The 23,807-nt window shown below is 66.3% G+C and carries 22 protein-coding genes and 2 tRNA genes; 5 read left to right on the top strand and 19 right to left on the bottom strand.

Going from position 1 to position 23,807, the window contains the following annotated elements; genetic code table 11:
- Positions 1–99: 99 nt before the first annotated feature.
- From AC1VNX_RS16270 to rpsB, 16 genes are all read right to left on the bottom strand, one after another.
- Positions 100–885 carry a TrmH family RNA methyltransferase gene (locus AC1VNX_RS16270; protein WP_483157624.1) on the bottom strand — a complete coding sequence of 262 codons (786 nt, stop codon included), beginning with the start codon at positions 883–885 and terminating at the stop codon, positions 100–102.
- Positions 886–895: 10 nt separating this feature from the next.
- On the bottom strand, positions 896–1,618 hold the full coding sequence (gene rnhB / locus AC1VNX_RS16265; RefSeq protein WP_483157623.1) for a ribonuclease HII: 723 nt from the start codon (positions 1,616–1,618) through the stop codon (positions 896–898).
- Positions 1,590–2,738, bottom strand: a complete 1,149-nt coding sequence (gene lpxB, locus AC1VNX_RS16260) for a lipid-A-disaccharide synthase (RefSeq protein ID WP_483157622.1) — start codon at positions 2,736–2,738, stop codon at positions 1,590–1,592. The genes rnhB and lpxB overlap by 29 nt, the downstream gene beginning before the upstream one ends.
- Before the next feature lie 10 nt (positions 2,739–2,748).
- Positions 2,749–3,537 (bottom strand): acyl-ACP--UDP-N-acetylglucosamine O-acyltransferase, encoded by a 789-nt coding sequence (gene lpxA / locus AC1VNX_RS16255; RefSeq protein WP_483157621.1) that lies wholly within the window; start codon positions 3,535–3,537, stop codon positions 2,749–2,751.
- 34 nt (positions 3,538–3,571) lie between these two features.
- The gene (fabZ, locus tag AC1VNX_RS16250) at positions 3,572–4,021 is read right to left on the bottom strand and encodes a 3-hydroxyacyl-ACP dehydratase FabZ (protein ID WP_038113972.1); all 450 of its coding nucleotides are present in this window, start codon (positions 4,019–4,021) and stop codon (positions 3,572–3,574) included.
- A gap of 23 nt (positions 4,022–4,044) precedes the next feature.
- Positions 4,045–5,022 (bottom strand): UDP-3-O-(3-hydroxymyristoyl)glucosamine N-acyltransferase, encoded by a 978-nt coding sequence (gene lpxD / locus AC1VNX_RS16245; protein ID WP_483157620.1) that lies wholly within the window; start codon positions 5,020–5,022, stop codon positions 4,045–4,047.
- Between the two features lie 14 nt (positions 5,023–5,036).
- Complete coding sequence (locus AC1VNX_RS16240) at positions 5,037–5,588, bottom strand: OmpH/Skp family outer membrane protein (protein ID WP_483157619.1); 552 nt, start codon at positions 5,586–5,588, stop codon at positions 5,037–5,039.
- Positions 5,589–8,021, bottom strand: a complete 2,433-nt coding sequence (bamA, locus tag AC1VNX_RS16235; protein WP_483157618.1) for an outer membrane protein assembly factor BamA — start codon at positions 8,019–8,021, stop codon at positions 5,589–5,591.
- Between the two features lie 38 nt (positions 8,022–8,059).
- Positions 8,060–9,433, bottom strand: a complete 1,374-nt coding sequence (gene rseP / locus AC1VNX_RS16230) for an RIP metalloprotease RseP (protein ID WP_483157617.1) — start codon at positions 9,431–9,433, stop codon at positions 8,060–8,062.
- A gap of 44 nt (positions 9,434–9,477) precedes the next feature.
- Entirely contained in the window at positions 9,478–10,668 is a 1,191-nt protein-coding gene (gene ispC / locus AC1VNX_RS16225; protein WP_483157616.1) for a 1-deoxy-D-xylulose-5-phosphate reductoisomerase, read from the bottom strand.
- Complete coding sequence (locus AC1VNX_RS16220; protein ID WP_483157615.1) at positions 10,665–11,510, bottom strand: phosphatidate cytidylyltransferase; 846 nt, start codon at positions 11,508–11,510, stop codon at positions 10,665–10,667. Before AC1VNX_RS16220 ends, ispC begins: the two co-directional genes overlap by 4 nt.
- An 18-nt stretch (positions 11,511–11,528) precedes the next feature.
- Positions 11,529–12,251, bottom strand: a complete 723-nt coding sequence (gene uppS / locus AC1VNX_RS16215) for a polyprenyl diphosphate synthase (RefSeq protein WP_483157614.1) — start codon at positions 12,249–12,251, stop codon at positions 11,529–11,531.
- Positions 12,252–12,259: 8 nt separating this feature from the next.
- Positions 12,260–12,820: a ribosome recycling factor gene (frr, locus tag AC1VNX_RS16210; protein WP_483157613.1), complete on the bottom strand. Its 561-nt coding sequence runs from the start codon at positions 12,818–12,820 to the stop codon at positions 12,260–12,262.
- Between the two features lie 11 nt (positions 12,821–12,831).
- Positions 12,832–13,554 (bottom strand): UMP kinase, encoded by a 723-nt coding sequence (gene pyrH / locus AC1VNX_RS16205; RefSeq protein WP_093202350.1) that lies wholly within the window; start codon positions 13,552–13,554, stop codon positions 12,832–12,834.
- A 96-nt stretch (positions 13,555–13,650) separates the two neighbouring features.
- A complete protein-coding gene (gene tsf / locus AC1VNX_RS16200) occupies positions 13,651–14,574 on the bottom strand; it encodes a translation elongation factor Ts (protein WP_483157612.1) in 924 nt (307 codons plus the stop codon).
- Positions 14,575–14,653: 79 nt separating this feature from the next.
- Positions 14,654–15,406 carry a 30S ribosomal protein S2 gene (gene rpsB / locus AC1VNX_RS16195; RefSeq protein WP_483157611.1) on the bottom strand — a complete coding sequence of 251 codons (753 nt, stop codon included), beginning with the start codon at positions 15,404–15,406 and terminating at the stop codon, positions 14,654–14,656.
- 207 nt (positions 15,407–15,613) lie between these two features.
- Here rpsB and AC1VNX_RS16190 point away from each other — a divergent pair, with 207 nt between their 5' ends.
- Both AC1VNX_RS16190 and AC1VNX_RS16185 read left to right on the top strand, forming a co-directional pair.
- Complete coding sequence (locus AC1VNX_RS16190; protein WP_483157610.1) at positions 15,614–16,936, top strand: amidase; 1,323 nt, start codon at positions 15,614–15,616, stop codon at positions 16,934–16,936.
- Between the two features lie 56 nt (positions 16,937–16,992).
- On the top strand, positions 16,993–18,246 hold the full coding sequence (locus AC1VNX_RS16185) for a D-amino acid dehydrogenase (protein WP_483157609.1): 1,254 nt from the start codon (positions 16,993–16,995) through the stop codon (positions 18,244–18,246).
- Here the strand turns inward: AC1VNX_RS16185 and AC1VNX_RS16180 are convergent.
- Positions 18,236–18,727, bottom strand: a complete 492-nt coding sequence (locus AC1VNX_RS16180; protein WP_483157608.1) for a hypothetical protein — start codon at positions 18,725–18,727, stop codon at positions 18,236–18,238. The genes AC1VNX_RS16185 and AC1VNX_RS16180 overlap by 11 nt on opposite strands.
- Between AC1VNX_RS16180 and AC1VNX_RS16175 the strand changes: the two genes are divergently transcribed.
- Positions 18,717–20,177 carry an NAD(P)H-hydrate dehydratase gene (locus tag AC1VNX_RS16175; RefSeq protein ID WP_483157607.1) on the top strand — a complete coding sequence of 487 codons (1,461 nt, stop codon included), beginning with the start codon at positions 18,717–18,719 and terminating at the stop codon, positions 20,175–20,177. The two genes, AC1VNX_RS16180 and AC1VNX_RS16175, sit on opposite strands and share 11 nt — an antisense overlap.
- 6 nt (positions 20,178–20,183) lie before the next feature.
- Here AC1VNX_RS16175 and AC1VNX_RS16170 read toward each other — a convergent pair whose 3' ends face one another.
- Positions 20,184–20,948: an SDR family oxidoreductase gene (locus AC1VNX_RS16170; RefSeq protein ID WP_176664295.1), complete on the bottom strand. Its 765-nt coding sequence runs from the start codon at positions 20,946–20,948 to the stop codon at positions 20,184–20,186.
- Between the two features lie 60 nt (positions 20,949–21,008).
- A complete protein-coding gene (gene rnr, locus AC1VNX_RS16165; protein WP_483161963.1) occupies positions 21,009–23,279 on the bottom strand; it encodes a ribonuclease R in 2,271 nt (756 codons plus the stop codon).
- An 81-nt stretch (positions 23,280–23,360) separates the two neighbouring features.
- Here rnr and AC1VNX_RS16160 point away from each other — a divergent pair.
- Positions 23,361–23,445 (top strand) — tRNA-Leu (locus AC1VNX_RS16160).
- A gap of 206 nt (positions 23,446–23,651) precedes the next feature.
- Positions 23,652–23,736: transfer RNA gene (locus AC1VNX_RS16155), tRNA-Leu, on the top strand.
- Positions 23,737–23,807 lie beyond the last annotated feature (71 nt).

Raw genomic sequence — 23,807 nt, 5'->3', positions numbered from 1 at the left:
TAGCCTGGGGACTGCTGCTTAAGGGGAAGATGGCGTTGTAGGCGGCCGGGCGACGCTGATTTGCGAGTAAGCCCCCGATTGTAGCCCGGACTGGGTGTGTTATTTGGCCTGCAGGGCTGCTCCGCTCGCATGCAGGCAGATCGCGGCCGCCGCTGCCACGTTGAGCGACTCCTCGCCGCCCGGCTGCGCAATGCGGATGTGGCGCGAGGCCCGGCCCTCCAGCGCGGCCGATACGCCCTGCCCTTCGTGCCCCATCAGCCAGGCGCAGGGATGCGGCAATTCGGCCTTGTGGAGCCATTCGCCGCGATGCGAACTGGTCGCCACCAGCGGCACCTTCAGGCCGTCCAGTGCGTCGATGTCCACGCCTTCGATCAGCCGCAGGCCGAAGTGGGCTCCCATGCCGGCGCGCAGCACCTTGGGCGCCCACAGCGCGGCCGTGCCCTTGAGCGCAATCACCTGGGTGAAGCCGAATGCGGCAGCGCTGCGCAGGATGGAGCCGGCATTGCCGGCGTCCTGGAGGCGGTCGAGCACGACGCTGGAGGCGTCGGGCAGCAACTCAGGGCGGGCGGGCACGTCGAGCACGAAGCCCATCGGCGCCGGCGATTCGAGGCCGCTGATGTCGCGCAGCAGGTTGTCGCTGACGACTACGGTTTTGATAGCACCCATCGACCATTCGGCGGGCGCCTTGGGCCAGAACGACTCTGAAAACACGGCGATGGCGGGCTTGACGCCCCGCGCCAGCGCCGCCCGGCACAGGTGGTCGCCTTCGAGCCAGATCCGGCCGAGCTTGCGATAGCCACCCGGGTCCTGCGCGAGCTTGCGCAAGTCCTTGAGCAGCGGGTTGTCGCGAGAGCTGATGTGGCTTGCGCTGGTGTCGGAGGTCATCGAGGCGGACTCAGGGAGCGGCACGACGCTCGGGACGCGCGGCTTCAATGGCACCGATGGCCATCACCGGCTGCTCGGAATCGGCTGGCAGCACCACGTTCACGACACCGCCGGTCCGGGCGAGCGCCGCAGCCACCGGGCTGAAGGACCTCCGGTGATGCACGCAGGCACCATGGCGCTGCAGTGCCTCCAGGTGCTCGGGCGTGCCGTAGCCCTTGTGGCCGGCAAAGCCGTAGTGCGGAAATTCGACGTGCAGCTGCTCGCAGAGCCGATCGCGGTGCACCTTGGCAAGGATCGATGCTGCGGAAATCGCCTTGACCCGCGCGTCGCCCTTCACGATGGCCTCGGCCAGCACGTCGAGCGTGGGTAGGCGGTTGCCGTCGACGAGCACCTTCACCGGCTTGAGCCGCAGCCCTTCCACCGCCCGGCGCATCGCGAGCATGGTCGCCTGCAGGATGTTGTGGGTGTCGATCTCTTCGACGGTGGCCTGCGCGATGGAGCAGCACAGCGCCTTGGCCAGGATCTGGTCGTGCAGGCGCTCCCGCTGCAGGGCCGTCAGCGCCTTGGAGTCCGCGAGGCCCGGGATGGGCCGCATGTCGTCGAGGATCACGGCCGCAGCCACCACAGGCCCGGCCAGGGGCCCTCGGCCCGCCTCGTCGACGCCGGCGATCAGGCCAGGAGCGTCCCACGCCAGCGGGGCCTGCTCAGCCTTCAAGAACTTTCTGGATCGCATCGGCGCAAAGTGTGGGCGTGTCGCGCTGCAATTGCACATGCAGCTCTGAAAATCTTTGTTGCAGCGCCCGTGTCTTTTCCGGCGCGTCCAGCCATTCGAACGTGGCCCGGGCCAGCGCCTCGGGCGTGGCAGCCTCCTGCAGGAGCTCGGGCACCACGAAATCACGGCAGAGGATATTGGGCAGCCCCACCCAGGGCTGCAGCTGCTTGCGCCGCATGAGGCGCCACGAGAGCGCGTTCATGTTGTAGGCGATGACCATCGGCCGCTTGAAAAGCGCCGCTTCGAGCGTGGCGGTGCCGCTGGCGATCAGCGTGGCGTCGCAGGCGGCCAGCACGGCGTGCGACTGGCCGTCGAGCAGCTTCACACGGCCAGCCATGCCGCTGGCCTGGAGCAAGGCTTCGACTTCGGCGCGCAGGCCCGGGATGACGGGAGCGACGAACTGCAGTTCCGGCCGCGCCTTCTGCATCAGCACCGCAGCGGCGAAGAAACGGGCGGCCAGGTAACGGATCTCCGAGCGGCGGCTGCCCGGCAGCAGCGCGACGACCGGTGCGTCAGGCGCCAGGCCCAGTGCGGCGCGCGCCACGGCCTGGTCGGGCACCATCGGGATCACGTTCGCGACGGGGTGGCCTACATAGCTCGCGGCCACGCCCTTCTCCGCCAGCAAGGCCGGTTCGAACGGAAAGATGCAAAGGACGTGATCGGCTGCAGCCCGGATCTTCTCGATGCGCTCAGGCCGCCAGGCCCAGATCGAGGGGCAGACGAAGTGCACCGTCTTCATGCCCTGGCTGCGCAGGCCGGCTTCGAGGTCGAGGTTGAAATCGGGCGCATCGACGCCGATGAAAAGCTGGGGCCGCTCCTGCAGCAGTCGGGCCTTGAGCTGGCGGCGGATGCCGGCGATTTCGGCGTAGTGCCGCAACACCTCGATGTAGCCGCGCACCGCAAGCTTTTCCTGCGGCCACCAGCTCTGGAAGCCGTGGGCCAGCATGCGAGGGCCGCCGATGCCGGCGGTCTGAAGATCGGGCCAGCGCGCCAGCAGGCCGTCGAGCAGCAGGCCGGCGAGCAGGTCGCCGGACGCTTCGCCTGCGACCAGCGCGAAGCGTCGCTGTCCGTCGTTCTGCATGGCCGTCACTTCAGCGCGCGATGCCGCGCGTCGAATTGGCGAGGAAGGATTCCATCAGCGCGACATCGCCGGCCGCTTCGGGCATTTCGGCCGCCAGCGCGGCGATGCCTGCACGTGCCTCGTCGAGCGTCTTGCCCTGGCGGTACAGGAGGCGGTGCATCTGCTTCACAGCCGCGAGCCGCTGGGCGGAGAAATCGCGTCGGCGCAGGCCGACGATGTTGAAGCCGCGCACCGCCAGCGGATTGCCGTCGACCAGCATGAAGGGCGGCACGTCCTGCGTGACCGCGCTGGCGAAGCCGAGCATGGCGTGGGCGCCGACCGAGACGAACTGATGGATGCCCGTGAGCCCGCCGACCGTGACCCAGTCGGCCAGGTGCACGTGCCCGGCCAGCGTGGTGTTGTTGGCCAACGTGGTGTGGTCGTCCACACGGCAATCGTGGGCGATGTGCGTGTACGCCATGATCCAGTTGTCGTTGCCGACACGCGTGACGCCACCAGCCCCCGGCACGCCGAGGTTGAAGGTGCAGAACTCGCGGATCACGTTGCGGTCGCCGATGACGAGCTCGGTCGGCTCGCCGGCGTATTTCTTGTCCTGCGGGATGGCGCCGAGGGACGAGAACTGGAAGATTTTGTTGTCGCGCCCGATGGTGGTGCGCCCTTCGATCACGCAATGCGCGCCGATGGTGGTGCCGGCACCGATCCGCACGTGCGGGCCGATCACGGTATAGGGCCCGACCGACACCGAGGCGTCGAGCTGTGCCTGGGGGTCGACGACGGCCGTCGAATGAACCTGGGTCATGCCTTGTGAAGAAGCAACTGGCTGCGGCCGATGGTCAGTTGATCTGGCGCATGGCGCACATCAGCGACGCCTCGCAGGCGAGCTCGCTGCCCACCAGGGCCCGGCCCTTGAACTTGGAAATGCCCGCCTTCATGCGTTCGATCTCGACTTCCAGCGTGAGCTGGTCGCCCGGTTCCACGGGGCGCTTGAAGCGCGCGCCGTCGATGGCGGCGAAGTAGTAGACGGTGTTGTCGTCCGGCACGATGTCCAGCGAGTGGAAGGACAGCAGCGCGGCTGCCTGGGCCATCGCTTCGAGCATCAGCACGCCCGGCATCACCGGACGGTGCGGGAAGTGGCCGTTGAAGAACGGCTCGTTCATCGTCACGTTCTTGAGCGCCGTGATGCGCTTGCCCTTTTCCATGTCCAGCACGCGGTCCACCAGCAGGAAAGGGTAGCGGTGAGGCAGCAGCTTGAGGATTTGATGGATATCGAGCGTCGTCGTCATGATTTTCTGTTCCTGCATCGTCGTCATTTTTTCGAGGGAGCCTTCTCCAGCGCCTTCAGTCGTTCGCGCAGGCTGTGCAACTGCTTGAGCGTTGCCGCATTCTTTTCCCAGCTCGCATTGTCATCGATGGGAAACATTCCGGTGTATTGGCCGGCCTTGTGGATGGAACGGGTGACCACGGTCGCGGCCGACACGTGCACGCCGTCGGCGACCGTCAGGTGACCCAGCACGATGGCACCGCCGCCGAAGGTGCAGCCGGCGCCGATGGTGGCGCTGCCGGCCACGCCGACGCAGCCCGCCATGGCAGTGTTCTTGCCGACCCGCACGTTGTGGCCGATCTGGATCAGGTTGTCGAGCTTCACGCCGTCTTCGATGACGGTGTCGTCGAGCGCGCCGCGGTCGATGCAGGTGTTGGCGCCGATCTCGACGTCGTTGCCGATGCGCACAGCCCCCAGCTGCTCGATCTTGACCCAGCGCCCCTCGTGCGGCGCCAGGCCGAAACCGTCGGCACCGATGACCACGCCGGGATGCAGCAGGCAGCGTTCGCCGATGACGCAGTCCTCGCTGACCGTCACTCGCGATTTCAGCACGGTGCCCGCGCCGATGCGAGCACCCCGCTCCACCACGCACAGCGCACCGATGCGCGCCCTGGCGTCGACCTGCGCCTCAGGATGAATCACCGCGCTGGGATGGATTCGGTCGGCATCCGGACGCGCGTGGTGCGCCTTCCACAGCTGCGTAAGGCGGGCAAAGTAGAGGTACGGATCGGGCGTGACGATGTAGGCCCCGCGCGCCGCTGCGGGCTCGCGCATGGCGGGCGACACGATCACGCAGGCGGCCTTCGAAGCCGCCAGTTCCTGCTGGTATTTGGGATGGCTCAGGAAGCTGAGCGCATCGGGCTGCGCATTCTGAAGCGGCGCGAGCCGCTTGATGGACAGCGCCGCATCGCCATGAAGCTCGCCCCCAAGGGCGTCAACAATGGCTCCGAGCTGCAGTGACACGCCGGTTCGCGGCGTTATTTGCCGGCCGCGGGCGCAGGAGAAGCGACCGACGCGTTCAGCGCCTTGATCACCTTGTCGGTGATGTCGTGCTTCGGATTGATGTAGATCGCTTCCTGCAGGATGGCGTCGTACTTCTCGGCCTCCGCCACCTGCTTCACCACGCGGTTGGCGCGCTCGTAGACCTGCTGGAGCTCTTCGTTCTTGCGCGCGTTCAGGTCTTCCTGGAACTCACGGCGCTTGCGCTGGAAATCGCGGTCCTGGTCGACCAGGGCGCGCTGGCGGGCGACGCGCTGGGATTCGGACAGGGTGGGCGCCTCGCGCTCGAACTTCTCGGAAGCAGCCTTCAGGGCATCTCCCTGCGCGGTCAGGTCCTTCTCGCGCTTCAGGAACTCCGCCTCGAGCTTTGCCTGGGCGGTCTTGGCGGGCTGCGCTTCACGCAGTACGCGGTCCGGATTCACGAAGCCGATGCGAAAAGTTTCCTGCGCCTGTGCCTGGGCGGGTGCCACGGCAAGCGCAAAAGCGGGAATCAACAACGCGCCGGCCGCGGCGCGAATCAAATGCTTCATTTAGAAAGACGTTCCGATCTGGAATTGGAGGCGCTGAATTCTATCCTTCGGGATATAGCCTGCCGTGAACGGTTGCCCCACTTCCTTCTGGGACTTGATCGGGAAGGCGTAAGCCAGGCGCAGCGGGCCCAGCGGCGAGATCCAGCTGACGCCCAGGCCGACCGAGGCGCGCAGCTTCTTCTCCGCCTTCCATTGCTCGTCGGTCACACCGGCGGCACGGGTGCCGAAGACGTTACCGACGTCGAAGAAGCCGTACAGGCGCAGCGTCCGGTCATTGCCGGCACCGGGGAACGGCGTGCTCAGCTCGGCGTTGAAGATCGCTTTCTTCGTTCCGCCGATGGCGGCGCCTTCGCTCTGGAGGAACAGCGGCGCATCACGCGGGCCCAACGAGTTCTGCTCGAAGCCGCGCACCGAACCCAGACCACCCGCGTAGAAGTTCTTGAAGATCGGGTAGACCTTGTTGCCGAACGCCTTGGCATAGCCCACTTCGCCGTTGATCGAGAAGGTGTACTGCTTGCTGATCGCGAAGAACTGCTGGTACTGGTAGTTCGTCTTGACGTACTTCATGTCGCCAGCGGCACCCACCTCGAGGTTGGCGCGTTGCAGGCGACCGGTGGTCGGAATCAGCGCGCTGTCGCGGCTGTCGCGGCCCCAGCCCACACTCAGCGGAACACCCCAGACGCTCTTCTGGTCACAGCCCGTCACCAGCAGACCCGTGGGATCCTTCTTGCACTGGAAGTAGTTGAGGTACGACGGCGGCGTGTACAGGCCGGAGAATGCGGTCGAGCTGTTCGGGTCGAACGCATAGCGCTCAAGACCGATGCCGAAGAAGACAGTGTCGACTTCGCTGAACGGCACGCCGAAGCGGACGGAAGCGCCCTGGTTAACCAGCTTGTAGTCACCATCGGTGGAGGTCTGGTACGGGCGCGTCGTGGTGTGATAGATGCTGAACGTGCGCGAGATGCCGTCCGCCGTGAAGTACGGGTCGGTGGCCGTCAGCGACAGGGTCCGGTTGTACTTGCTGGTGTTGACCTGCACACCCAGGAAGTTGCCCGAACCGAACACGTTTTCCTGCGAGATGCCGAAGGTCAGCGCGACCTTTTCAGCGCTCGAGTAACCGGCGCCGAGCTGCAGGCTGCCGGTGGGCTTTTCGGTCACGTTGACGGTCAGGTCCACCTGGTCGGGCGAGCCGGGCACTTCCTGCGTGTCGACGTTCACCTCGGTGAAGAAGCCCAGGCGGTCCACGCGGTCGCGGGAAAGCTTGATCTTGTCGCCGTCGTACCAGGAGGCTTCGTACTGGCGGAACTCGCGGCGAATGACCTCGTCGCGGGTCTTGTTGTTGCCACCGACCGAAACGCGGCGCACGTACACGCGGCGCGAGGGCTCGGCCTGCAGCGTGAGGGCCACGCGATTGTTGACCCGGTCGATCTCCGGACGCGCCTGCACGCGCGCGAACGCATAGCCGAAGGTGCCGAAGTAGTCGTTGAAGGCCTTTGTGGTTTCGGTGACCTGCTCGCCGTTGTAGGGCTCGCCCGGCTTGATGGTGATGAGCGACTTGAACTCGTCGTCGCGGCCGAGGTAGTTGCCGTCGAGCTTGACGCTCGACACCACGAACTTCTCGCCTTCGGTGATGTTCACCGTCACCGTCAGGTCCTTGCGGTCCGGCGAGATGGCGACCTGGGTCGAGTCGATGCGGAACTCGAGGTAGCCGCGCGTGATGTAGTACGAGCGCAGGGTCTCGAGGTCGGCGTTGAGCTTGGCGCGCGAGTACTGGTTCGACTTCGTGTACCAGCTCATGAAACCGCCGCTGTCCTGGTCGAACAGGCTCAGCAGAGTCGATTCGCTGAAGGCCTTGTTGCCCACCACGTGCACTTCGCGGATGCGGGCCGACTCGCCTTCGGTCACGGTAAAGGTCAGGTTGACGCGGTTGCGCTCGATAGGCGTGACGGTGGTCACGACCTGCGCGTTGTAGAGGCTGCGGCTCACGTACTGGCGCTTGAGTTCCTGCTCCGCGCGGTCGGTCAGCGCCTTGTCGTAGGGGCGGCCATCGGCCAGCCCCACCTCGCGCAGCGCCTTCTGCAGCGCGGCCTTATCGAATTCCTTGGTGCCGACGAAGTCGACATCGGCAATGGTCGGGCGCTCTTCCACGATGACCACCAGCACGTTGCCGTTCACATCGATGCGCACGTCCTTGAACAACCCCAGATCGAACAGCGCGCGGATGGCAGCGGAGCCGCGCTCGTCGCTGTAGGTATCGCCTACGCGCAGCGGCAGCGACGCGAAGACCGTACCGGCCTCGACGCGTTGCAGACCTTCGACGCGGATGTCGCGCACCGTGAAAGGTTCGACGGCCCATGCGGCCGTAGCCGCAAGCGCACTGGCAACCACCGCGACAACGCTACGCAGGCGAAAGCGACTGAAGTTTTTGTTCATCTGTGAATTGAGCCGGCACGGAAAGGGCCGGCAGAAAGTTAACCAAAGAGCCGCGTGACGTCGTTGAAGAGTGCGACCGACATCATGACCAGCAGAAGGGCAACGCCCCCGCGCTGAAGCCGTTCCATCCAAGCGTCAGAGACGCTCTTGCCGGTCAGGCCCTCCCAAAGATAATACATCAGGTGTCCTCCATCGAGGACCGGCAGCGGCATGAGATTGAGGACCCCGAGGCTCACGCTGATGAGTGCCAGGAAGACCAGATACTGGGTGAAACCGAGGCTTGCGGACTTGCCCGCATAGTCCGCGATGGTGAGCGGACCGCTGAGATTCTTGATCGACGCCTCGCCGATGACCATCTTGCCCATCATGCGCACGGTCAGCGCGGACACCTCCCAGGTGCGCACCACACCGCGCCAGACGCCGTCGACCACGCCCTGGCGCACGGTCACCATTTCGGGCGGCGCCCCAACGTACGCGCCGACGCGCCCCACCTTCACGCCGCCCTCTTCCCGCACCTCGGGCTTCACGTCGATGGTGAGCGACCGGCCTCCCCGCTCGATCTGCCATGCCTGGGTACGTGGCTGTCCGCCATCGACCGATGCGCGGATCGCCTCGCGCAGCTGCTGCCCGTCGATGATCGCCGTGCCGCCGATGGAACGCACCACGTCGCCATTGAGCAGGCCGGCCGCTTCGGCCGCACTGCCCTTCATGACTTCACCGATCTCGGGCCGGGTCAGGGGCGCCAGCACACCGATCTTGCGGAACATCTGCGGATCGGCGTCCTTGGTCTCCATACGGCTCAGCGGCAGCACCAACTGGCGCGCAGGCCGACCGCCCTCGCCCGCGATTTCGAGCGTAAGGTCGCGACCGTCGAGCGCCCCACGCGTCATCCGCCAGCGCAGATCCTCGAAGGACTGGACCGGCGTCAGCTCGCCGTCGAAACCAGCCTGCGTGATGTGCTCGCCGCCCTTCAGGCCTGCCGATTCGGCAAGGGAAGCCGCCACCGGCCGAGCCAGCGTGGCGACAGGTTCCTGCACGCCGATCCAGTTGACCGCCGTGTAGAGCGCCACCGCCAGCAGCAGATTGGCGATCGGGCCGGCGGCCACGATGGCCGCGCGCGAACGCAGCGGCTGGGTGTTGAAGGCGCGGTGCCGCTCCTCGGGCGCCACGGGGCCTTCGCGCTCGTCGAGCATCTTGACGTAGCCGCCGAAGGGAAATGCGCCGATGACGAACTCGGTCTGTTGGCCTGGGTGCTGGCGCTTGGGCTGCCAGCGGAAGAGCGCCTTGCCGAAGCCGACGGAGAAGCGCTCCACCTTGACCCCACAGGCCACCGCGACGCGGTAGTGACCGTATTCGTGCACCGCGATAAGGACACCGAGCGCAACCACAAAGGCTATGACAGTAAGCAGCATCGGAGTCCTTGCGTTTCGGGGGAGGCGTCAGTCAGATACGTACGTCAGGCAGCGAATCGCAGTGCCGCGGCATTGGCTGCCGCCCGGGCGCTGGCGTCGATCGCCAGCAGGTCGGCCAGCGATGCCGGCTTGGAGGGAGCGACTCTCTCCAAAGTTTCCATGTTGACTGCGTGTATGCAATCAAAACGCAGGCGGCGGTCAAGGAATGCTTCAACTGCGACCTCGTTGGCGGCGTTGAGCACCGCCGTCGTGCCCGGCGCGGCGCGCAGCGCGTGCCATGCAAGGCCCAACCCGGGGAAGAGCGTCGCATCGGGGGATTCGAAGGTCAGCGAACCCATCTGCCGGAAGTCGAGCCGCGCGGCGCCGCTTTCGATGCGCTCGGGCCAGGCCAGTCCCACCGCGATCGGCACCCGCATGTCGGGCGTGCCGAGCTGGGCGATGACCGAAGCGTCTGTGAACTGCACCATCGAATGCACCACGCTCTGCGGATGGATGACGACCTCGATCTGCTCGGGCGAGACGCCGAACAGGTGGCGCGCCTCGATCACTTCGAGCGCCTTGTTCATCATCGTGGCCGAATCGACCGAGATCTTGCGGCCCATGACCCAGTTCGGATGGGCGCAGGCCTGCTCGGGCGTCACCGCGCCCAGTGTTTCGGGCGCACGGGTGCGGAACGGGCCGCCCGAGGCGGTAAGAATGATCTTGTCGATGCGCCGCGCCCAGGTGGACGGGTCTTCGGGCAGCGACTGGAAGATGGCGGAATGCTCGCTGTCGATGGGCAAGAGCGTCGCCCCGCCCTCGCGCACGGTGCGCATGAAGAGCTCGCCGCCGACGACGAGCGCCTCCTTGTTCGCCAGCAGCAGGCGCTTGCCGGCACGCGCGGCAGCAAGGCACGGCCCCAGGCCGGCGGCACCGACGATGGCGGCCATCACGGAATCGGTTTCGTCATGCGACGCTATCGTTTCGAGAGCATCTTCGCCCATCAGCACGACCGTCTTGAGGCCGTTCTGCTTGAGTTTGTCGGCCAGCAGCGCGGCATGCGGCGCGCTGGCCATCACCGCGAACTTCGGGGAGAACTGCGCGCACTGCGCCAGCAGTTCGTCGACCTTGGTGGCTGCGGAAAGCGCGAAAACCTCGAAACGCTCGGGGTGGCGCGAAATGACGTCGAGCGTGCTCACGCCGACCGAACCGGTCGAGCCGAGCACCGTGACGCGTTGTCTTCTGGGTGAATTCACAGGAAAGCCAGCATCATGGCAATGGGAAGCGCCGGCAAGAGGGCATCCACGCGGTCGAGGACGCCACCGTGGCCGGGCAGCAGCCTGCTGCTGTCCTTGGCACCGGCGCTGCGCTTGATGAGAGATTCGACGAGGTCGCCCACGACGCTCATGGCCGCGAGAAACAACGCGGCCAGCAGCAGCAGCCACCAGCCCCGCTCGGCGAGACGGGTATACAGGCTGGCCACCGTGGCGCCTGCGGCCTTGTCGGCCCAGACCCAGGCAAAGGCCAGCACCACCACGCCGATCATGCCGCCCCACACGCCCTCCCAGCTCTTGCCGGGACTGATCGCTGGAGCGAGCTTGTTGCGAGTGAACTTGAGGCCGAAGGCTCGGCCGGCGAAATAAGCGAACACGTCGGCCACCCACACCAGCACGAGGATCGACAGCAGGAAGTTGATGCCGATCATGCGCGCCTGCACCGCTGCAAGCCATGCCACCCACAGCGCCAGCAGGCCGCCGACCAGCCGCAGCCCGCGCGGAATGCGGGGCCAGCCCGGCACCGCCACGCGCAGCAGCGCAGCGCCGCCCAGCACCCAGCCCGCGCTGGCCAGGGTCCACATCAGGACCAGGGGCTGTTCCAGCAGCCCGAGCCACCAGGAGAGCGAACAAAGCGCCACGGTCTCGGCGCCGAGGAACAGCGAGACCCCCTGGCCATACCCGTTCAGGCGCCCCCACTCCCAGGCGGCGGCGCCGATCAGCACCAGCATGACGCAGCCGAAGGGGATGTAGCTTGGGTAGAACAGCGCCGGCAGCAGGATCGCGAGGAGCACGATCGCCGTGATGATGCGTTGCTTGAGCATGCAGAGGCTGCCTGGCCGTCAGGCCGCGGCGGTGGAAGAGATTTGCGCCGAGGTCTGGCCGAAGCGCCGCTCGCGGCCCTGGAACGCGGCGATGGCCTCGTCCAGCGCGGCCTCGTCGAACTCGGGCCACAGCTTGTCGCTGAAGAAAAGCTCGGCGTAGGCACTCTGCCAGAGCAGGAAATTGGAGAGGCGCTGTTCGCCGCCGGTGCGGATGAACAGATCGGGGTCGGGCACATGGGCCAGCGCCATGGCGCGATCGAGGCTGAGTTCGGTGATCGCTTCGCCCTGCGCCGCGAGCCTGGCGGCAGCCTGTGCGATATCCCAGCGGCCGCCGTAGTTGAAGCAGACGTTGAGCACCAGCCGCGTGTTGTGCGCGGTGGCGGCTTCGGCGTCGAGCAGGCCCTTCACCATCTTGGGCGACAGGCCGGCGCGCTCGCCGACGAAATGCAAGCTTACGCCGTCGCTGCTGAGCTTGGGCACCTCGCGCGCAAGCGCGCCGACCATCAACTCCATGAGCCCGGAAACTTCCTCGACGGGACGGTTCCAGTTCTCGGACGAGAACGCGAAGACGGTGAGCACGCCTACGCCGCGCTCGGCGCAGGCCTTGACGCAGCGGCGCAGCGATTCGACGCCCTGCTTGTGTCCCGCGATGCGGGGAAGAAAGCGCCGCGTCGCCCAGCGGCCGTTGCCGTCCATGACGATGGCAACGTGGTGGGGAATGCGCGGCGCCGACGAGGCCATGGCAGGCCTCAAACGGCCATGATCTCCGCTTCCTTGGCCGCGACCAAGCGGTCGATTTCCGCGATATGGCGGTCGGTGACCTTCTGGATCTCGGCTTCGGCGCGCTTCTGGTCGTCTTCCGACGCCAGCTTTTCCTTGACCAGCTTCTTGACCGACTCGTTCGCGTCGCGGCGCAGGTTGCGCGTGGCGATCTTGGCGCTCTCGCCTTCGTTGCGGACCAGCTTGGTCATTTCCTTGCGGCGCTCTTCGCTCATGGCGGGCAGCGGCACGCGGATCAGGTCGCCCATCGAGGCCGGGTTCAGGCCCAGGTCGCTTTCGCGGATGGCCTTCTCGATCTTGGCTCCCATGCCCTTTTCCCAGGGCTGGACGCTGATCGTGCGCGAGTCGAGCACCGACACGTTGGCCACCTGGCTCAGGGGCACCTGCGAGCCGTAGTACTCGACATGGATCGAATCGAGCAGCGCCGAATTGGCGCGGCCCGTGCGGATCTTGGTGAGATTGTTCTGGAATGCGGCGAGCGACTGGTTCATCTTCGCGTCGGTCGCACTGCGGATGTCTGCAATGGTCATCTCAAATACTCCTAGGCATGCACCAGCGTGCCTTCGTCCTCGCCCATCACGACGCGCTTGAGCGCGCCGTTCTTGAAGATCGAGAACACCTTGATCGGCAGCTTCTGGTCGCGGCACAGCGCGAAGGCCGTGGCGTCCATGATGCCGAGGTTCTTAGCAATCGCCTCGTCGAAGGTCAGCGTGGCGTAGCGGGTTGCGTCGGGGTTGGTCTTGGGATCGGCGGTGTAGACGCCGTCGACCTTGGTCGCCTTGAGCACCAGCTCGGCGCCGATCTCGGCACCGCGCAGCGCGGCGGCCGTGTCGGTCGTGAAGAACGGGTTGCCCGTGCCGGCCGCGAACACCACGACCTTGCCCTCTTCGAGGTACTGCAGCGCCTTGGGGCGCACATAGGGCTCGACCACCTGTTCGATGGCGATGGCGGACATCACGCGGGCCACAAGGCCCTGCTTGTCCATCGCATCGGCGAGGGCTAGCGAGTTCATGACCGTGGCCAGCATGCCCATGTAGTCGGCCGTGGCGCGGTCCATGCCGACGGAGCCGCCCGCGACGCCGCGGAAGATGTTGCCGCCGCCGATCACGACCGCCACCTCGACGCCCATGTTCACGACCTCGGCCACCTCCTGCACCATGCGCACGATGGTCGCGCGGTTGATGCCGAAGGCATCGTCACCCATCAATGCCTCTCCCGACAGCTTCAACAAGATTCGCTTGTGGGCTGGGCGGGCATCAGACATGGGCAATTTCCTTTGGTTGGGGCGGGACGAGTGTAAAACGTAGCGATGAAAAAACGACGGTGCGCGCGAACGCACCGTCGCTGGAGCCGTAAAGGCTTAAGCAGCAGCCTTGGCTGCGGCGACTTGAGCGGCGACCTCTGCGGCGAAGTCGTCAACTTTCTTCTCAATGCCTTCGCCGACGACGTACAGGGTGAAGCCCTTGATCGTGGTGTTGACGGCCTTGAGCATCTGCTCGACGGTCTGCTTGTCGTTCTTCACGAACGGCTGGTTGTGCAGCGAGACTTCCTTGAGGAATTTCTGCACGCCGCCTTCGATGCGCTTGGCGACGATGTCGGCCGGCTGCGGCTTCTTGCCTTCGGCTTCGGCCGTCTTGCGGTCTTCTTCCGCCTTGCCGGCTGCCACGGCGCGTTCCTTCTCGATCAGCTCGGCGGGCACGTCCGAAGCGGAGATCGACACGGGCTTCATGGCGGCGATGTGCATCGCGACGTCCTTGGCGGCGGTGTCGTCACCTTCGAACTCGACCATCACGCCGATGCGCGTGCCGTGCAGGTACGAGGCCAGCTTGCCGTTGCCGGCGAAGCGCTTGAAGCGGCGGAACGTCATGTTCTCGCCGATCTTGCCGATCAGGCCCTTGCGCACGTCCTCGAGCGTGGGGCCGAAGCCGTCCTGCTCGTAGGCCAGGGCGCCCAGAGCGGCGATGTCGGCGGGGTTCTTCTCGGCGATCAGCTTGGCGGCGGCGTTGACCAGGGCCAGGAAGCTGTCGTTCTTCGAGACGAAGTCGGTTTCGCAGTTGACTTCGATCATCGCGCCGGCGTCACCGGCAACGTATGCGGCCACCACGCCTTCGGCGGTGATGCGGCTCGATGCCTTGCCGGCCTTGTTGCCGAGCTTGATGCGCAGCAGCTCTTCGGCCTTTTCCATGTTGCCGTCGGCCTCGGTCAGGGCCTTCTTGCATTCCATCATCGGCGCGTCGGTCTTTGCGCGCAGTTCGCCCACCATGCTTGCGGTGATTGCAGCCATTTTGTATCTCCGTGAATTCAAAAATCAGGTTAAAAAAAGGGGCACCAAAGCCCCTTCTTCAGGCTCGCGGGCGTGCCAATCAGGCCGAAGCGCCCTCTTCGACTTCGACGAATTCGTCATTGCCTTCGGCGATGGCCTTGACCACGTCGCCGGTGGCGCTGTTGCGGCCCTCGATGATCGCATCGGCGATGCCGCGGGCGTACAGCGTGACGGCCTTCGACGAGTCGTCGTTGCCGGGGATCACGTAGTCGATGCCTTCGGGCGAGTGGTTGGAGTCAACCACGCCGATCAGCGGAATGCCGAGCTTCTTGGCTTCGGCCACGGCGATCTTGTGGAAGCCCACGTCGATCACGAAGATGGCGTCGGGCAGAGCGGTCATGTCCTGGATGCCGCCGATGTCCTTCTCGAGCTTCTCGATTTCGCGCGTGAAGGTCAGCTGCTCCTTCTTGCTCAGGCTGTCGAGGCCGGCTTCCTGCTGGGCCTTCATGTCCTTCAGACGCTTGATCGAGGTCTTGACGGTCTTGAAGTTGGTCAGCATGCCGCCGAGCCAGCGGGTGTCGACGAAGGGCACGCCGGCGCGACGGGCTTCAGCCGCCACGATTTCACGGGCCTGGCGCTTCGTGCCGACCATCAGGATCGTGCCGCGGTTGGCGGTGAGCTGCTTGGCGTACTTCATCGCGTCCTGGAACATCGGGAGCGACTTTTCCAGGTTAATGATGTGGATCTTGTTGCGATGGCCGAAGATGTACGGAGCCATCTTGGGGTTCCAGAAGCGGGTTTGGTGACCGAAATGGACGCCTGCTTCCAGCATTTCGCGCATGGTGGTGGACATTGAAATTACTCCAAAGGTTGGGTCTAAAATCCAGCCCGTTTTGCGCTCTTTGAATCGAGTCACAACACCTTGATTGGGCCGGTTTGCGGATGTGTCTGGCTGGATGCAACGGGAGCCGTTGCCCGACCAGCGAAACCCAAAGAGTATAGCACGGCCGCCGCCCCTCCCCCTGAACCCGAGCCGTCCCAGCGGCACCCGCAGCTCCTCATGAACGACCTTCACGCCACCCGTCTCAACCTTCTGGCAGGTGGCACCGATGCACGCACCGAAATGGAGCGCGCCATCGACGTCTCCAGGTCCGCCGCCTGTGCCCACGTCTTCACCCGCACGATGTTCGACGAGGCCCTGCAGGCCGCCTCCGCGTCGGACCCCGCCAGCCGCCTGGCCGGCCTCGCCTTCACCACCAAAGACCTTTTCGACGTCGGGGGCCAGGCGACGCCCGCCGGCTCCGCCGTTCTGGCACACGCCCCGGCAGCCAAATCCGACTCCCCCGCCGTGGCCCGGCTGCGCGCCGCAGGCGGCGTGCTGACCGGCCGGACCAACATGACGGAATTCGCCTTCTCGGGCGTTGGCGTCAATCCGCATCATGGAACGCCGGCCAATGTCAGCGACGCCGTGGTGCCGCGCATTCCGGGCGGCTCGTCGTCCGGCGCCGCGATCTCGGTCGCCAGCGGCGCCGCCTTCATCGGCCTGGGCTCCGACACCGGCGGCTCGATCCGCATTCCTGCGGCGCTCAACGGCATCGTCGGATTCAAGAACACAGCACGACTGACGCCTACCGCAGGCGCGCTGCCGCTGTCGACCACCTTGGACACCGTCTGCGCCATGACGCGCTCGGTGCGCGATGCCATCACGGCGCACGAGATCCTCGCCGCCCAGCACGTGACGGCCGGCAACGCCCCGCTGGCGGCCTACAGCCTCGCGGTGGTGAAGAACGTGTTCTTCGACGGCATCGAGCCCGCCGTGGCCACTGCCTTCGAGCGCTCGCTGAAGGCGCTTCGCGCCGCCGGCGCCCGCATCGTGGAGATCGAACTGCCCGAGCTGGCCGAGCTTGGCGCCATCAACGCCACTGGCGGCTTTTCCGCCGCCGAGTCGTACGCCTGGCACCGACTGCTGCTGGAACGCAGCGGCGCGGGCTACGACCCGCGCGTGGCCCAGCGCATCCTGCGCGGCGCCACGATGAAGGCGCACGAGTACATCGACCTGATCCACGCCCGCCGCGACTGGATCGCCCGCGTCGAAGCCGCGCTCGCGCCCTTCGACGCCGTGCTGTCGCCGACCGTGCCCATTACAGCGCCCCCCATCGACAGCGTGGCGCCGGGCGCCGAGCGCGACGAAGAATTCTTCCGCGTCAATGCGCTGCTGCTGCGCAATCCGTCGATCGTCAACATGCTCGACGGCTGCGCCATCTCGCTGCCCTGCCACGCTCCCGGCGAACTGCCGGCGGGCCTGATGCTGTGGCATGCCGCGCTGCACGACGACGCCATCCTCGCGGTGGCGCTCCAGACCGAGCGCGCGCTGCAAGAATAACGGCCGACGGCGCCCGTCCTGCGGGCGCCAGCCATCTCTCTCATCCTGAATACTCAATGAAAATCGCGATCGTGGGCGCCGGCATCATCGGCGTCACCACCGCCTGGGAACTGGTTTCCGACGGCCATGAAGTGACCGTGTTCGAGCGACGGGGCGCCGCCGCCGAGGAAGCCAGCTTCGCCAACGCCGGCGTGGTCGCTCCCGGATACGTCACGCCGTGGGCCGGCCCCGGCATGCGCGGCAAGGTGCTGCGCTCCCTGTTGTCTTCCCACGGCGCCATCAAGCTGCGCTGGCCGCTGGGCTCGCGCGACCTCGGCTGGCTCTCGCGCTGGCAGAAGGCCTGCAAGCTCGACACCTACCTGGCCAACCGCGCCCGCATGCAGCGCCTGGCCTTCTACAGCCGCAACCGGCTGCACGAAGTGACCGAGGCACGCGAACTCAGCTACGAGCGCAGCGACGGCTACTTGGTGCTGCTTCGCTCCAAGCGCGAGAAGAAGCTGGTGCAGCCCGGGCTCGACGTGCTGCGCACGGCCGGCAGCGTCTTCAAGGAAGTCGATGCCGACGAGGCGCGGCTGATCGAACCCGCCCTCAACCCCGACACCCCGCTGGCAGGCGCCATCCACCTGCCCGAGGACGAGGTGGCCAACTGCCGCCAGTTCGCGCTGCTGCTCAAGTGGGAGGCCGAATCCTTCGGCGCGCAGTTCCATTTCAACTGCGACATCGCGCCACTGAGCCGCGCGGCGCCCACCTCGCTGTCGCTCGCGAGCGGCTCCGACCCGGTTCGCTACGACGCCGTCGTGGTGTGCGCCGGCCTGGAGTCGGCCGCGTTGCTGCGACCGCTGGGCCTGCGCATTCCGATGGCGCCGGTCTACGGCCATTCGGTGAGCGCGCCGATCCGCGAGCCGCTCAACGCCCCCCGCAGCGCGGTGATGGACGAGCGCTTCAAGGTCGCCATCTCCCGACTGGGCCAGCGCGTGCGCGTGGCCGGAAGCGCCGAGATCGGCGGCTCCCTGGACACGATGAATCCGGCCGCGGTGCAGACGCTCTACAAGGTGCTGCACGACTGGTTCCCGGGCGCCGCCACTCTGCAGTCCGGCATCCAGCAATGGAAAGGTGCGCGGCCGATGCTGCCCGATGGCCCACCGGTGCTGGGCGCCAGTGGCATTCCGGGCGTGTGGCTCAACCTCGGGCATGGGTCGAGCGGCTGGGCGCTGTCTTGCGGCAGCGCGCGCGTGCTGGGCGACCTGATTGCCGGGCGCGAGGCTGGCATCGACCTCGAAGGACTCGGGGTCGAACGGCTCAGTCTTTAGGCCCCCATCGGCGCAGGGCTTCGGGGCTCGCCGGCTTCTCGAGGGGAAGCTCCGGCTCTGGCGGAGGCCGGAGCCTGCCGGCGACCCAGGCCAGCAAGCCGGGGCAGATCAACGCGAAGAAGATCAGGCACAGCGCACCGGCGCCCAGCAGTGCCAGCCGCGTCAGGCCGGAAGCTCCTTCGGCCGGCAGGTCGAACCAGCGGATCACGCTGATGCCGAAGCCGACATTCGCAGCCCAGGCCGCGTCTCGCAGCGGAATCCACCGCCTGAACTCGGCCAGCAGGAAGACACCCCAAACGAGGCACAGAAGGCCAAAGACCCATCCGAATCCCGCAATCCACGCATCGTCGCGGCGAGGAAGGCAACAAGCGCCGCGAGAAGCAGGACAAGCAGCCAACCGACGCTCTTGAAGTTCATCCCCGGATGATAGGGAGGCGAGCCGCCAGGCGGGCCGGCGGCACAATGCGCCGATGCAACGCATCACCTCCGCCACCGCCGCCGATCTGTTTGACATCGCCGCCACGCGTCGCATCGAACAGGCCGCATCGGCCGCCCTGCCCGTCCACACGCTGATGCGGCGCGCGGGCCTTGCGGTGGCACGGCTCGCGATGGCGATCGCGCCGCACGCGCACACGATCTGGGTGGCTTGCGGGCCTGGCAACAACGGTGGCGACGGGTTCGAGGCTGCCACCCAACTGCGGCACCGGGGCTTCTTTCCGGTAGTCACGTTCTTCGGCGATGAAGGCAAGCTGCCACCGGACGCCAAGGCATCGCTGCAGCGGGCGCGCGACACAGGCGTCACCTTCGCATCGACGCCGCCTTCAGCCTACGAACTGGCGATCGACGCGCTGCTCGGCATCGGCTCGACACGACCACCCGAAGGCGCGATGGCCGACTGGCTGGAGAAGATGCATACGAGTGGCCAGCCCGTGCTGTGCGTCGATGTGCCCTCGGGCCTGAACGCGGATACCGGCACACTGCCTCAAGGCGCCAGCCAATCGCAGGCATCGATCCGCACCTGCATCACCTTCCTCACGTTGAAACCCGGCCTGTTCACCGCTCAGGGCCGCGACGCCGCAGGCACAGTCTGGTTCGATGACCTGGGTTGCAGCGCCTTCAAGGACCAGCCGGTAGCACGAATCGCCGGAGCGCCCGAAGCCCAGCCGCGCAACCACGCCTCGCACAAGGGCAGCTACGGCGACGTCGCGGTGATCGGCGGAGCGTCCGGCATGGCCGGCGCCGCCTTGCTGGCGGGCTCGGCTGCGCTGCATGCGGGCGCAGGCCGCGTGTTTGTCGGCCTGCTTGACCCAAGTGCAGCACCTGTCGATACCGCGCAGCCCGAGCTGATGCTGCGCGATGCACGAACGCTCGATCTCTCGAACATGACGGCGGTCTGCGGTTGCGGCGCAGGAGAAGCCGTGGGCGAACTGCTGCCACGCGTGCTTTCGACGGCAGCCGCCCTGGTGCTCGATGCCGACGCGCTCAACGCCATCGCAGCCGACGGCGCGCTGCAAGCCCAGTTGGCATCGCGCGGAAAAGATGGGTCGCCCACAGTGATCACGCCACACCCGCTGGAGGCAGCGCGCCTGCTGGGCCGATCGGTCGGTGAAGTTCAGGCAGACAGGCTGGCCGCAGCCCGCGAACTCGCCACACGCTTCAGCGTGGCGGCCGTACTCAAGGGCTCGGGTTCCGTCATCGCCAGTCCTGGCAAAGCGCCACCGGTCATCAACCTGAGCGGCAACGCCCGCCTCGCAACCGCGGGCACCGGTGACGTGCTGGCCGGCATGATCGGCGCTGCGCTGGCCGCGGGCCGACCCGCCTTCGAAGCAGCGCGCGAAGCCGTCTGGCAGCACGGCCACATCGCAGACACCTGGCCGGCCGACGCAGCCCCGCTCACGGCCGGCTCACTGGCCCGCCGCGCTCCGGCCTGAAAGGCCTCAGCCGCGCCCGACGAAGGGCATCTTCGTCGCCATGATGGTGTGGAAGAGCACGTTGGCTTCCAGTGGCAGGTTCGCCATGTAGAGCACCGACTGGCCGACGATCTTCACGTCGATCAGAGGCTCGATCGCCAGCTCGCCGTTGGCCTGCGGCACGCCTTTGGCCATGCGTGCGGCCAGCTCCGTCATCGCGTTGCCCACGTCCACCTGCCCCACGGCGATGTCGTACTTGCGGCCATCGAGCGAGGCGGTCTTGGTCAGCCCTTCGACCGCATGCTTGGTAGCGGTGTACGCAGCCGAGTTCGGACGCGGCGCCGTGGCCGAGATGGAGCCGTTGTTGATGATGCGGCCACCCATCGGCGTCTGCGCCTTCATCGTGCGGAAGGCCTGCTGGATGCAGAAGAACATGCCGGTAAGGTTGATGTCGACCACGCCTTGCCATTGCTCGGGCGTCCAGTCCTCGAACGGGCCCGGCGGGTTGCCCACGCCAGCGTTGTTGAACAGCAGGTCGACCCGGCCGAAGCGCTCGACGGTGGCGGCGAACAGGGCCTGCACCGAGGCCGCGTTCGATACGTCGGTTGGCACCGCGAAGGCGCGCGCGCCGGCGCCCGATTCTTCGGCCACCTGCTCCAGCGGCTCCAGGCGGCGGCCCGCCAGCGCCACGCTCCAGCCATCGCCCAGCAGCGCCAGCGCGGCGGCGCGGCCGATGCCGGAACCAGCCCCCGTGACGATGGCGATACGGCCCTTGTTGTCTTCAGCGCTCATGCTGTCTGTCTCTTTCTTTTCGGTTGGTCGATGGTTCGTTCGATGGTCGTACAGGCACGGTCAGCGGCGCGGCTTGCGCCCCTTGCCCTTCATCTTGCTGGCGGCTTTCTTCACCGCCGACTTGAAGGCCTGCATCGCCGACTGCGCCCCGGCCGTGGCCGAGGTCGGCCGCTCGCCGCGCGGCTCGGCCTTGCCGGCTTCCGCCTTGTTGCGCGTGCCGCGCTTGGCCGAGGCCTTGACCGGCACGCCCGACGATGCCGCGCCCTTGTCCTTCATGGCGCGGGCAGCGAGTTCTTCGCCTTCGCGCACAAGACGGAAGTCGATCTTGCGGCCGTCCAGGTCGACGCGGCTCACCTGCACCCGCACCCGCGTGCCGATGGCATAGCGGATGCCGGTGCGCTCGCCGCGCAGTTCCTGGCGCATTTCGTCGAACTTGAAATACTCGCCGCCGAGCTCGGTGATGTGCACCAGGCCCTCGACGTACATCGCATCGAGCGTGACGAAGATGCCGAAGGTGGTGGCCGCGGTGACCACTCCGCCGTATTCCTCGCCGAGATGCTCGCGCATGTACTTGCACTTGAGCCAGGCCTCGACGTCGCGGCTGGCCTCGTCGGCGCGGCGCTCGTTGGCGCTGCAATGCAGGCCCGCGGCCTCCCACGCCATGACTTCCTTGCTGGGCGCGACCGTGGCTTTCTGCGGCTTGGCCGTGGGCGCCTTCACGCGCGACGCGAGACGCTTGGCCAGCTTGGCATGCGCCTCGCCAGGGGTGGGCAGCATGGGCAGCTGATAGCGCGTCTTGCCAAGGATCGCCTTGATCACGCGGTGCACCAGCAGGTCCGGATAGCGCCGGATCGGGCTGGTGAAGTGCGTGTAGGCCTCGTAGGCCAGGCCGAAGTGGCCGCTGTTGATCGGCGTGTAGATCGCCTGCTGCATCGAGCGCAGCAGCATGGTGTGGATCTGCTGTGCGTCCGGGCGGTCCTTGGTGGCTTCGGCGATCGCCTGGAATTCACCGGGCCTTGGGTCGTCGGTGATGCTCAGGCCGACGCCCATGGCCTTCAGATAGCCGCGCAGGATTTCTTTCTTCTCGGGCGTGGGGCCTTCGTGCACGCGGTACAGGCCCGGGTGCTTGCCCTCGGCGATGAAGTCGGCGCTGCAGACGTTGGCGGCGAGCATCGCTTCCTCAATCAGGCGGTGCGCCTCGTTGCGCGTGCGCGGCACGATCTTCTCGATTCGGCCTGCGTCGTCGCAGATGATCTGCGTCTCGGTGGTCTCGAAGTCGACTGCGCCACGCTTGCCGCGCTGCTTGAGCAATGCCTTGTAGACGTCCGCGAGGTTCAGCAGGTCCTTGACGCGGTCCTTGCGCTTCGCGGCCTCGGGGCCGCGCGTGTTGCCGAGAATGGCAGCCACCTCGGTATACGTGAAGCGCGCGTGGCTGAACATCACGGCCGGATAGAACTGGTAGGCGTAGATCTCGCCGTCGGCGGCGACCAGCATGTCGCACACCATGCACAGGCGCTCGACCTCGGGGTTGAGCGAGCACAGGCCGTTCGACAGCTTCTCCGGCAGCATCGGAATCACGCGGCGCGGGAAGTAGACGCTGGTGGCGCGGTCGTAGGCATCGATGTCGATGGGCGAGCCGGTCTGCACATAGGCGCTGACGTCGGCAATGGCCACCAGCAGGCGCCAGCCCTTGCCGCGGCCCACCTTCGCGGGCTCGCAGTAGACGGCGTCGTCGAAGTCGCGCGCATCCTCGCCGTCGATGGTGACGAGCGGGATGTCGGTGAGGTCGACGCGGCCTTTCTTGTCGGCGGGGCGGACCTTCTCGGGCAATGCCTTGGCCGCTGCCAGGCACTCCGCGGAAAACTCATGCGGCACGCCGTACTTGCGCACGGCAATCTCGATCTCCATGCCGGGGTCGTCGATCTCGCCCAGCACTTCCTTCACACGACCCACAGGCTGGCCGAACAGGGCCGGCGGCTCGGTGAGTTGCACGACCACGACTTGCCCCACCTTCGCGGGGCCGGTGGCTCCCTTGGGAATCAGGACGTCCTGACCGTAGCGCTTGTCTTCCGGCGCAACGAGCCAGATGCCGCCTTCGTGCAACAGGCGGCCGATGATGGGCTGCTCGGGGCGCTCGACGATCTCCACCACGCGCCCTTCGGGGCGGCCGCGGCGGTCCTGGCGCACGATGCGCGCCTTGACGCGGTCCTTGTGCAGCACCGCGCGCATTTCGTTGGGGGGCAGATAGATGTCCGCTTCACCATCGTCGCGTTGAACGAAGCCGTGCCCGTCGCGATGTCCTTGAACGGTTCCTTCGATTTCATCCAGCAGTCCGCTGGAAGTAACGTTATTTTTGATATGATCTCCTTCTTTCCTGAAATTCAAAACAAGGTTGCTTCTGCAACCTTGTGGGCCCAGATGGCGGAATTGGTAGACGCACTAGTTTCAGGTACTAGCGAGTAACATCGTGGAGGTTCGAGTCCTCTTCTGGGCACCAAGTTTAAACAGACCTTTACCAGGTCATTCGATTCAAGCCACCGGTCTCCGGTGGCTTTTTTCATTGCCGATCGAATCCGCATCGAACGGCCGATGCGATCGAAGCACGAAGCGGACCGACGCAGAAATTTCTGCATGTAGCCTGCTTCGGTGAAATAGCCGCGACAAATTGTGTATACTCGCAGTCTTTGCTGAAAAGCAGAGAAAGCCCAGATGGCGGAATTGGTAGACGCACTAGTTTCAGGTACTAGCGAGTAACATCGTGGAGGTTCGAGTCCTCTTCTGGGCACCAAGTCAAAGCAGACCCTTACCAGGTCATCCGAATCAAGCCACCGTTCTCCGGTGGCTTTTTTCATGGTCGCT

This window comes from Variovorax sp. TLI9-5A (assembly GCF_056867935.1).
The sequence above is the reverse complement of the archived record's forward strand: the minus strand, read 5'-3'. Positions and strand labels throughout refer to the sequence as shown.

Excerpts from the sequence above, each read along its gene's own strand:
- AC1VNX_RS16270 (WP_483157624.1), bottom strand. The coding sequence starts at position 885 with ATGACCTCCGACACCAGCGCAAGCCACATCAGCTCTCGCGACAACCCG.
- AC1VNX_RS16220 (WP_483157615.1), bottom strand. The coding sequence starts at position 11,510 with ATGCTCAAGCAACGCATCATCACGGCGATCGTGCTCCTCGCGATCCTG.
- rnhB (WP_483157623.1), bottom strand. The coding sequence starts at position 1,618 with ATGCGATCCAGAAAGTTCTTGAAGGCTGAGCAGGCCCCGCTGGCGTGG.
- rseP (WP_483157617.1), bottom strand. The coding sequence starts at position 9,433 with ATGCTGCTTACTGTCATAGCCTTTGTGGTTGCGCTCGGTGTCCTTATC.
- fabZ (WP_038113972.1), bottom strand. The coding sequence starts at position 4,021 with ATGACGACGACGCTCGATATCCATCAAATCCTCAAGCTGCTGCCTCAC.
- lpxA (WP_483157621.1), bottom strand. The coding sequence starts at position 3,537 with ATGACCCAGGTTCATTCGACGGCCGTCGTCGACCCCCAGGCACAGCTC.
- tsf (WP_483157612.1), bottom strand. The coding sequence starts at position 14,574 with ATGGCTGCAATCACCGCAAGCATGGTGGGCGAACTGCGCGCAAAGACC.
- AC1VNX_RS16175 (WP_483157607.1), top strand. The coding sequence starts at position 18,717 with ATGCAACGCATCACCTCCGCCACCGCCGCCGATCTGTTTGACATCGCC.
- AC1VNX_RS16170 (WP_176664295.1), bottom strand. The coding sequence starts at position 20,948 with ATGAGCGCTGAAGACAACAAGGGCCGTATCGCCATCGTCACGGGGGCT.
- pyrH (WP_093202350.1), bottom strand. The coding sequence starts at position 13,554 with ATGTCTGATGCCCGCCCAGCCCACAAGCGAATCTTGTTGAAGCTGTCG.
- AC1VNX_RS16190 (WP_483157610.1), top strand. The coding sequence starts at position 15,614 with ATGAACGACCTTCACGCCACCCGTCTCAACCTTCTGGCAGGTGGCACC.
- AC1VNX_RS16240 (WP_483157619.1), bottom strand. The coding sequence starts at position 5,588 with ATGAAGCATTTGATTCGCGCCGCGGCCGGCGCGTTGTTGATTCCCGCT.
- AC1VNX_RS16180 (WP_483157608.1), bottom strand. The coding sequence starts at position 18,727 with ATGCGTTGCATCGGCGCATTGTGCCGCCGGCCCGCCTGGCGGCTCGCC.
- bamA (WP_483157618.1), bottom strand. The coding sequence starts at position 8,021 with ATGAACAAAAACTTCAGTCGCTTTCGCCTGCGTAGCGTTGTCGCGGTG.
- frr (WP_483157613.1), bottom strand. The coding sequence starts at position 12,820 with ATGACCATTGCAGACATCCGCAGTGCGACCGACGCGAAGATGAACCAG.
- uppS (WP_483157614.1), bottom strand. The coding sequence starts at position 12,251 with ATGGCCTCGTCGGCGCCGCGCATTCCCCACCACGTTGCCATCGTCATG.
- AC1VNX_RS16185 (WP_483157609.1), top strand. The coding sequence starts at position 16,993 with ATGAAAATCGCGATCGTGGGCGCCGGCATCATCGGCGTCACCACCGCC.
- lpxB (WP_483157622.1), bottom strand. The coding sequence starts at position 2,738 with ATGCAGAACGACGGACAGCGACGCTTCGCGCTGGTCGCAGGCGAAGCG.
- rpsB (WP_483157611.1), bottom strand. The coding sequence starts at position 15,406 with ATGTCCACCACCATGCGCGAAATGCTGGAAGCAGGCGTCCATTTCGGT.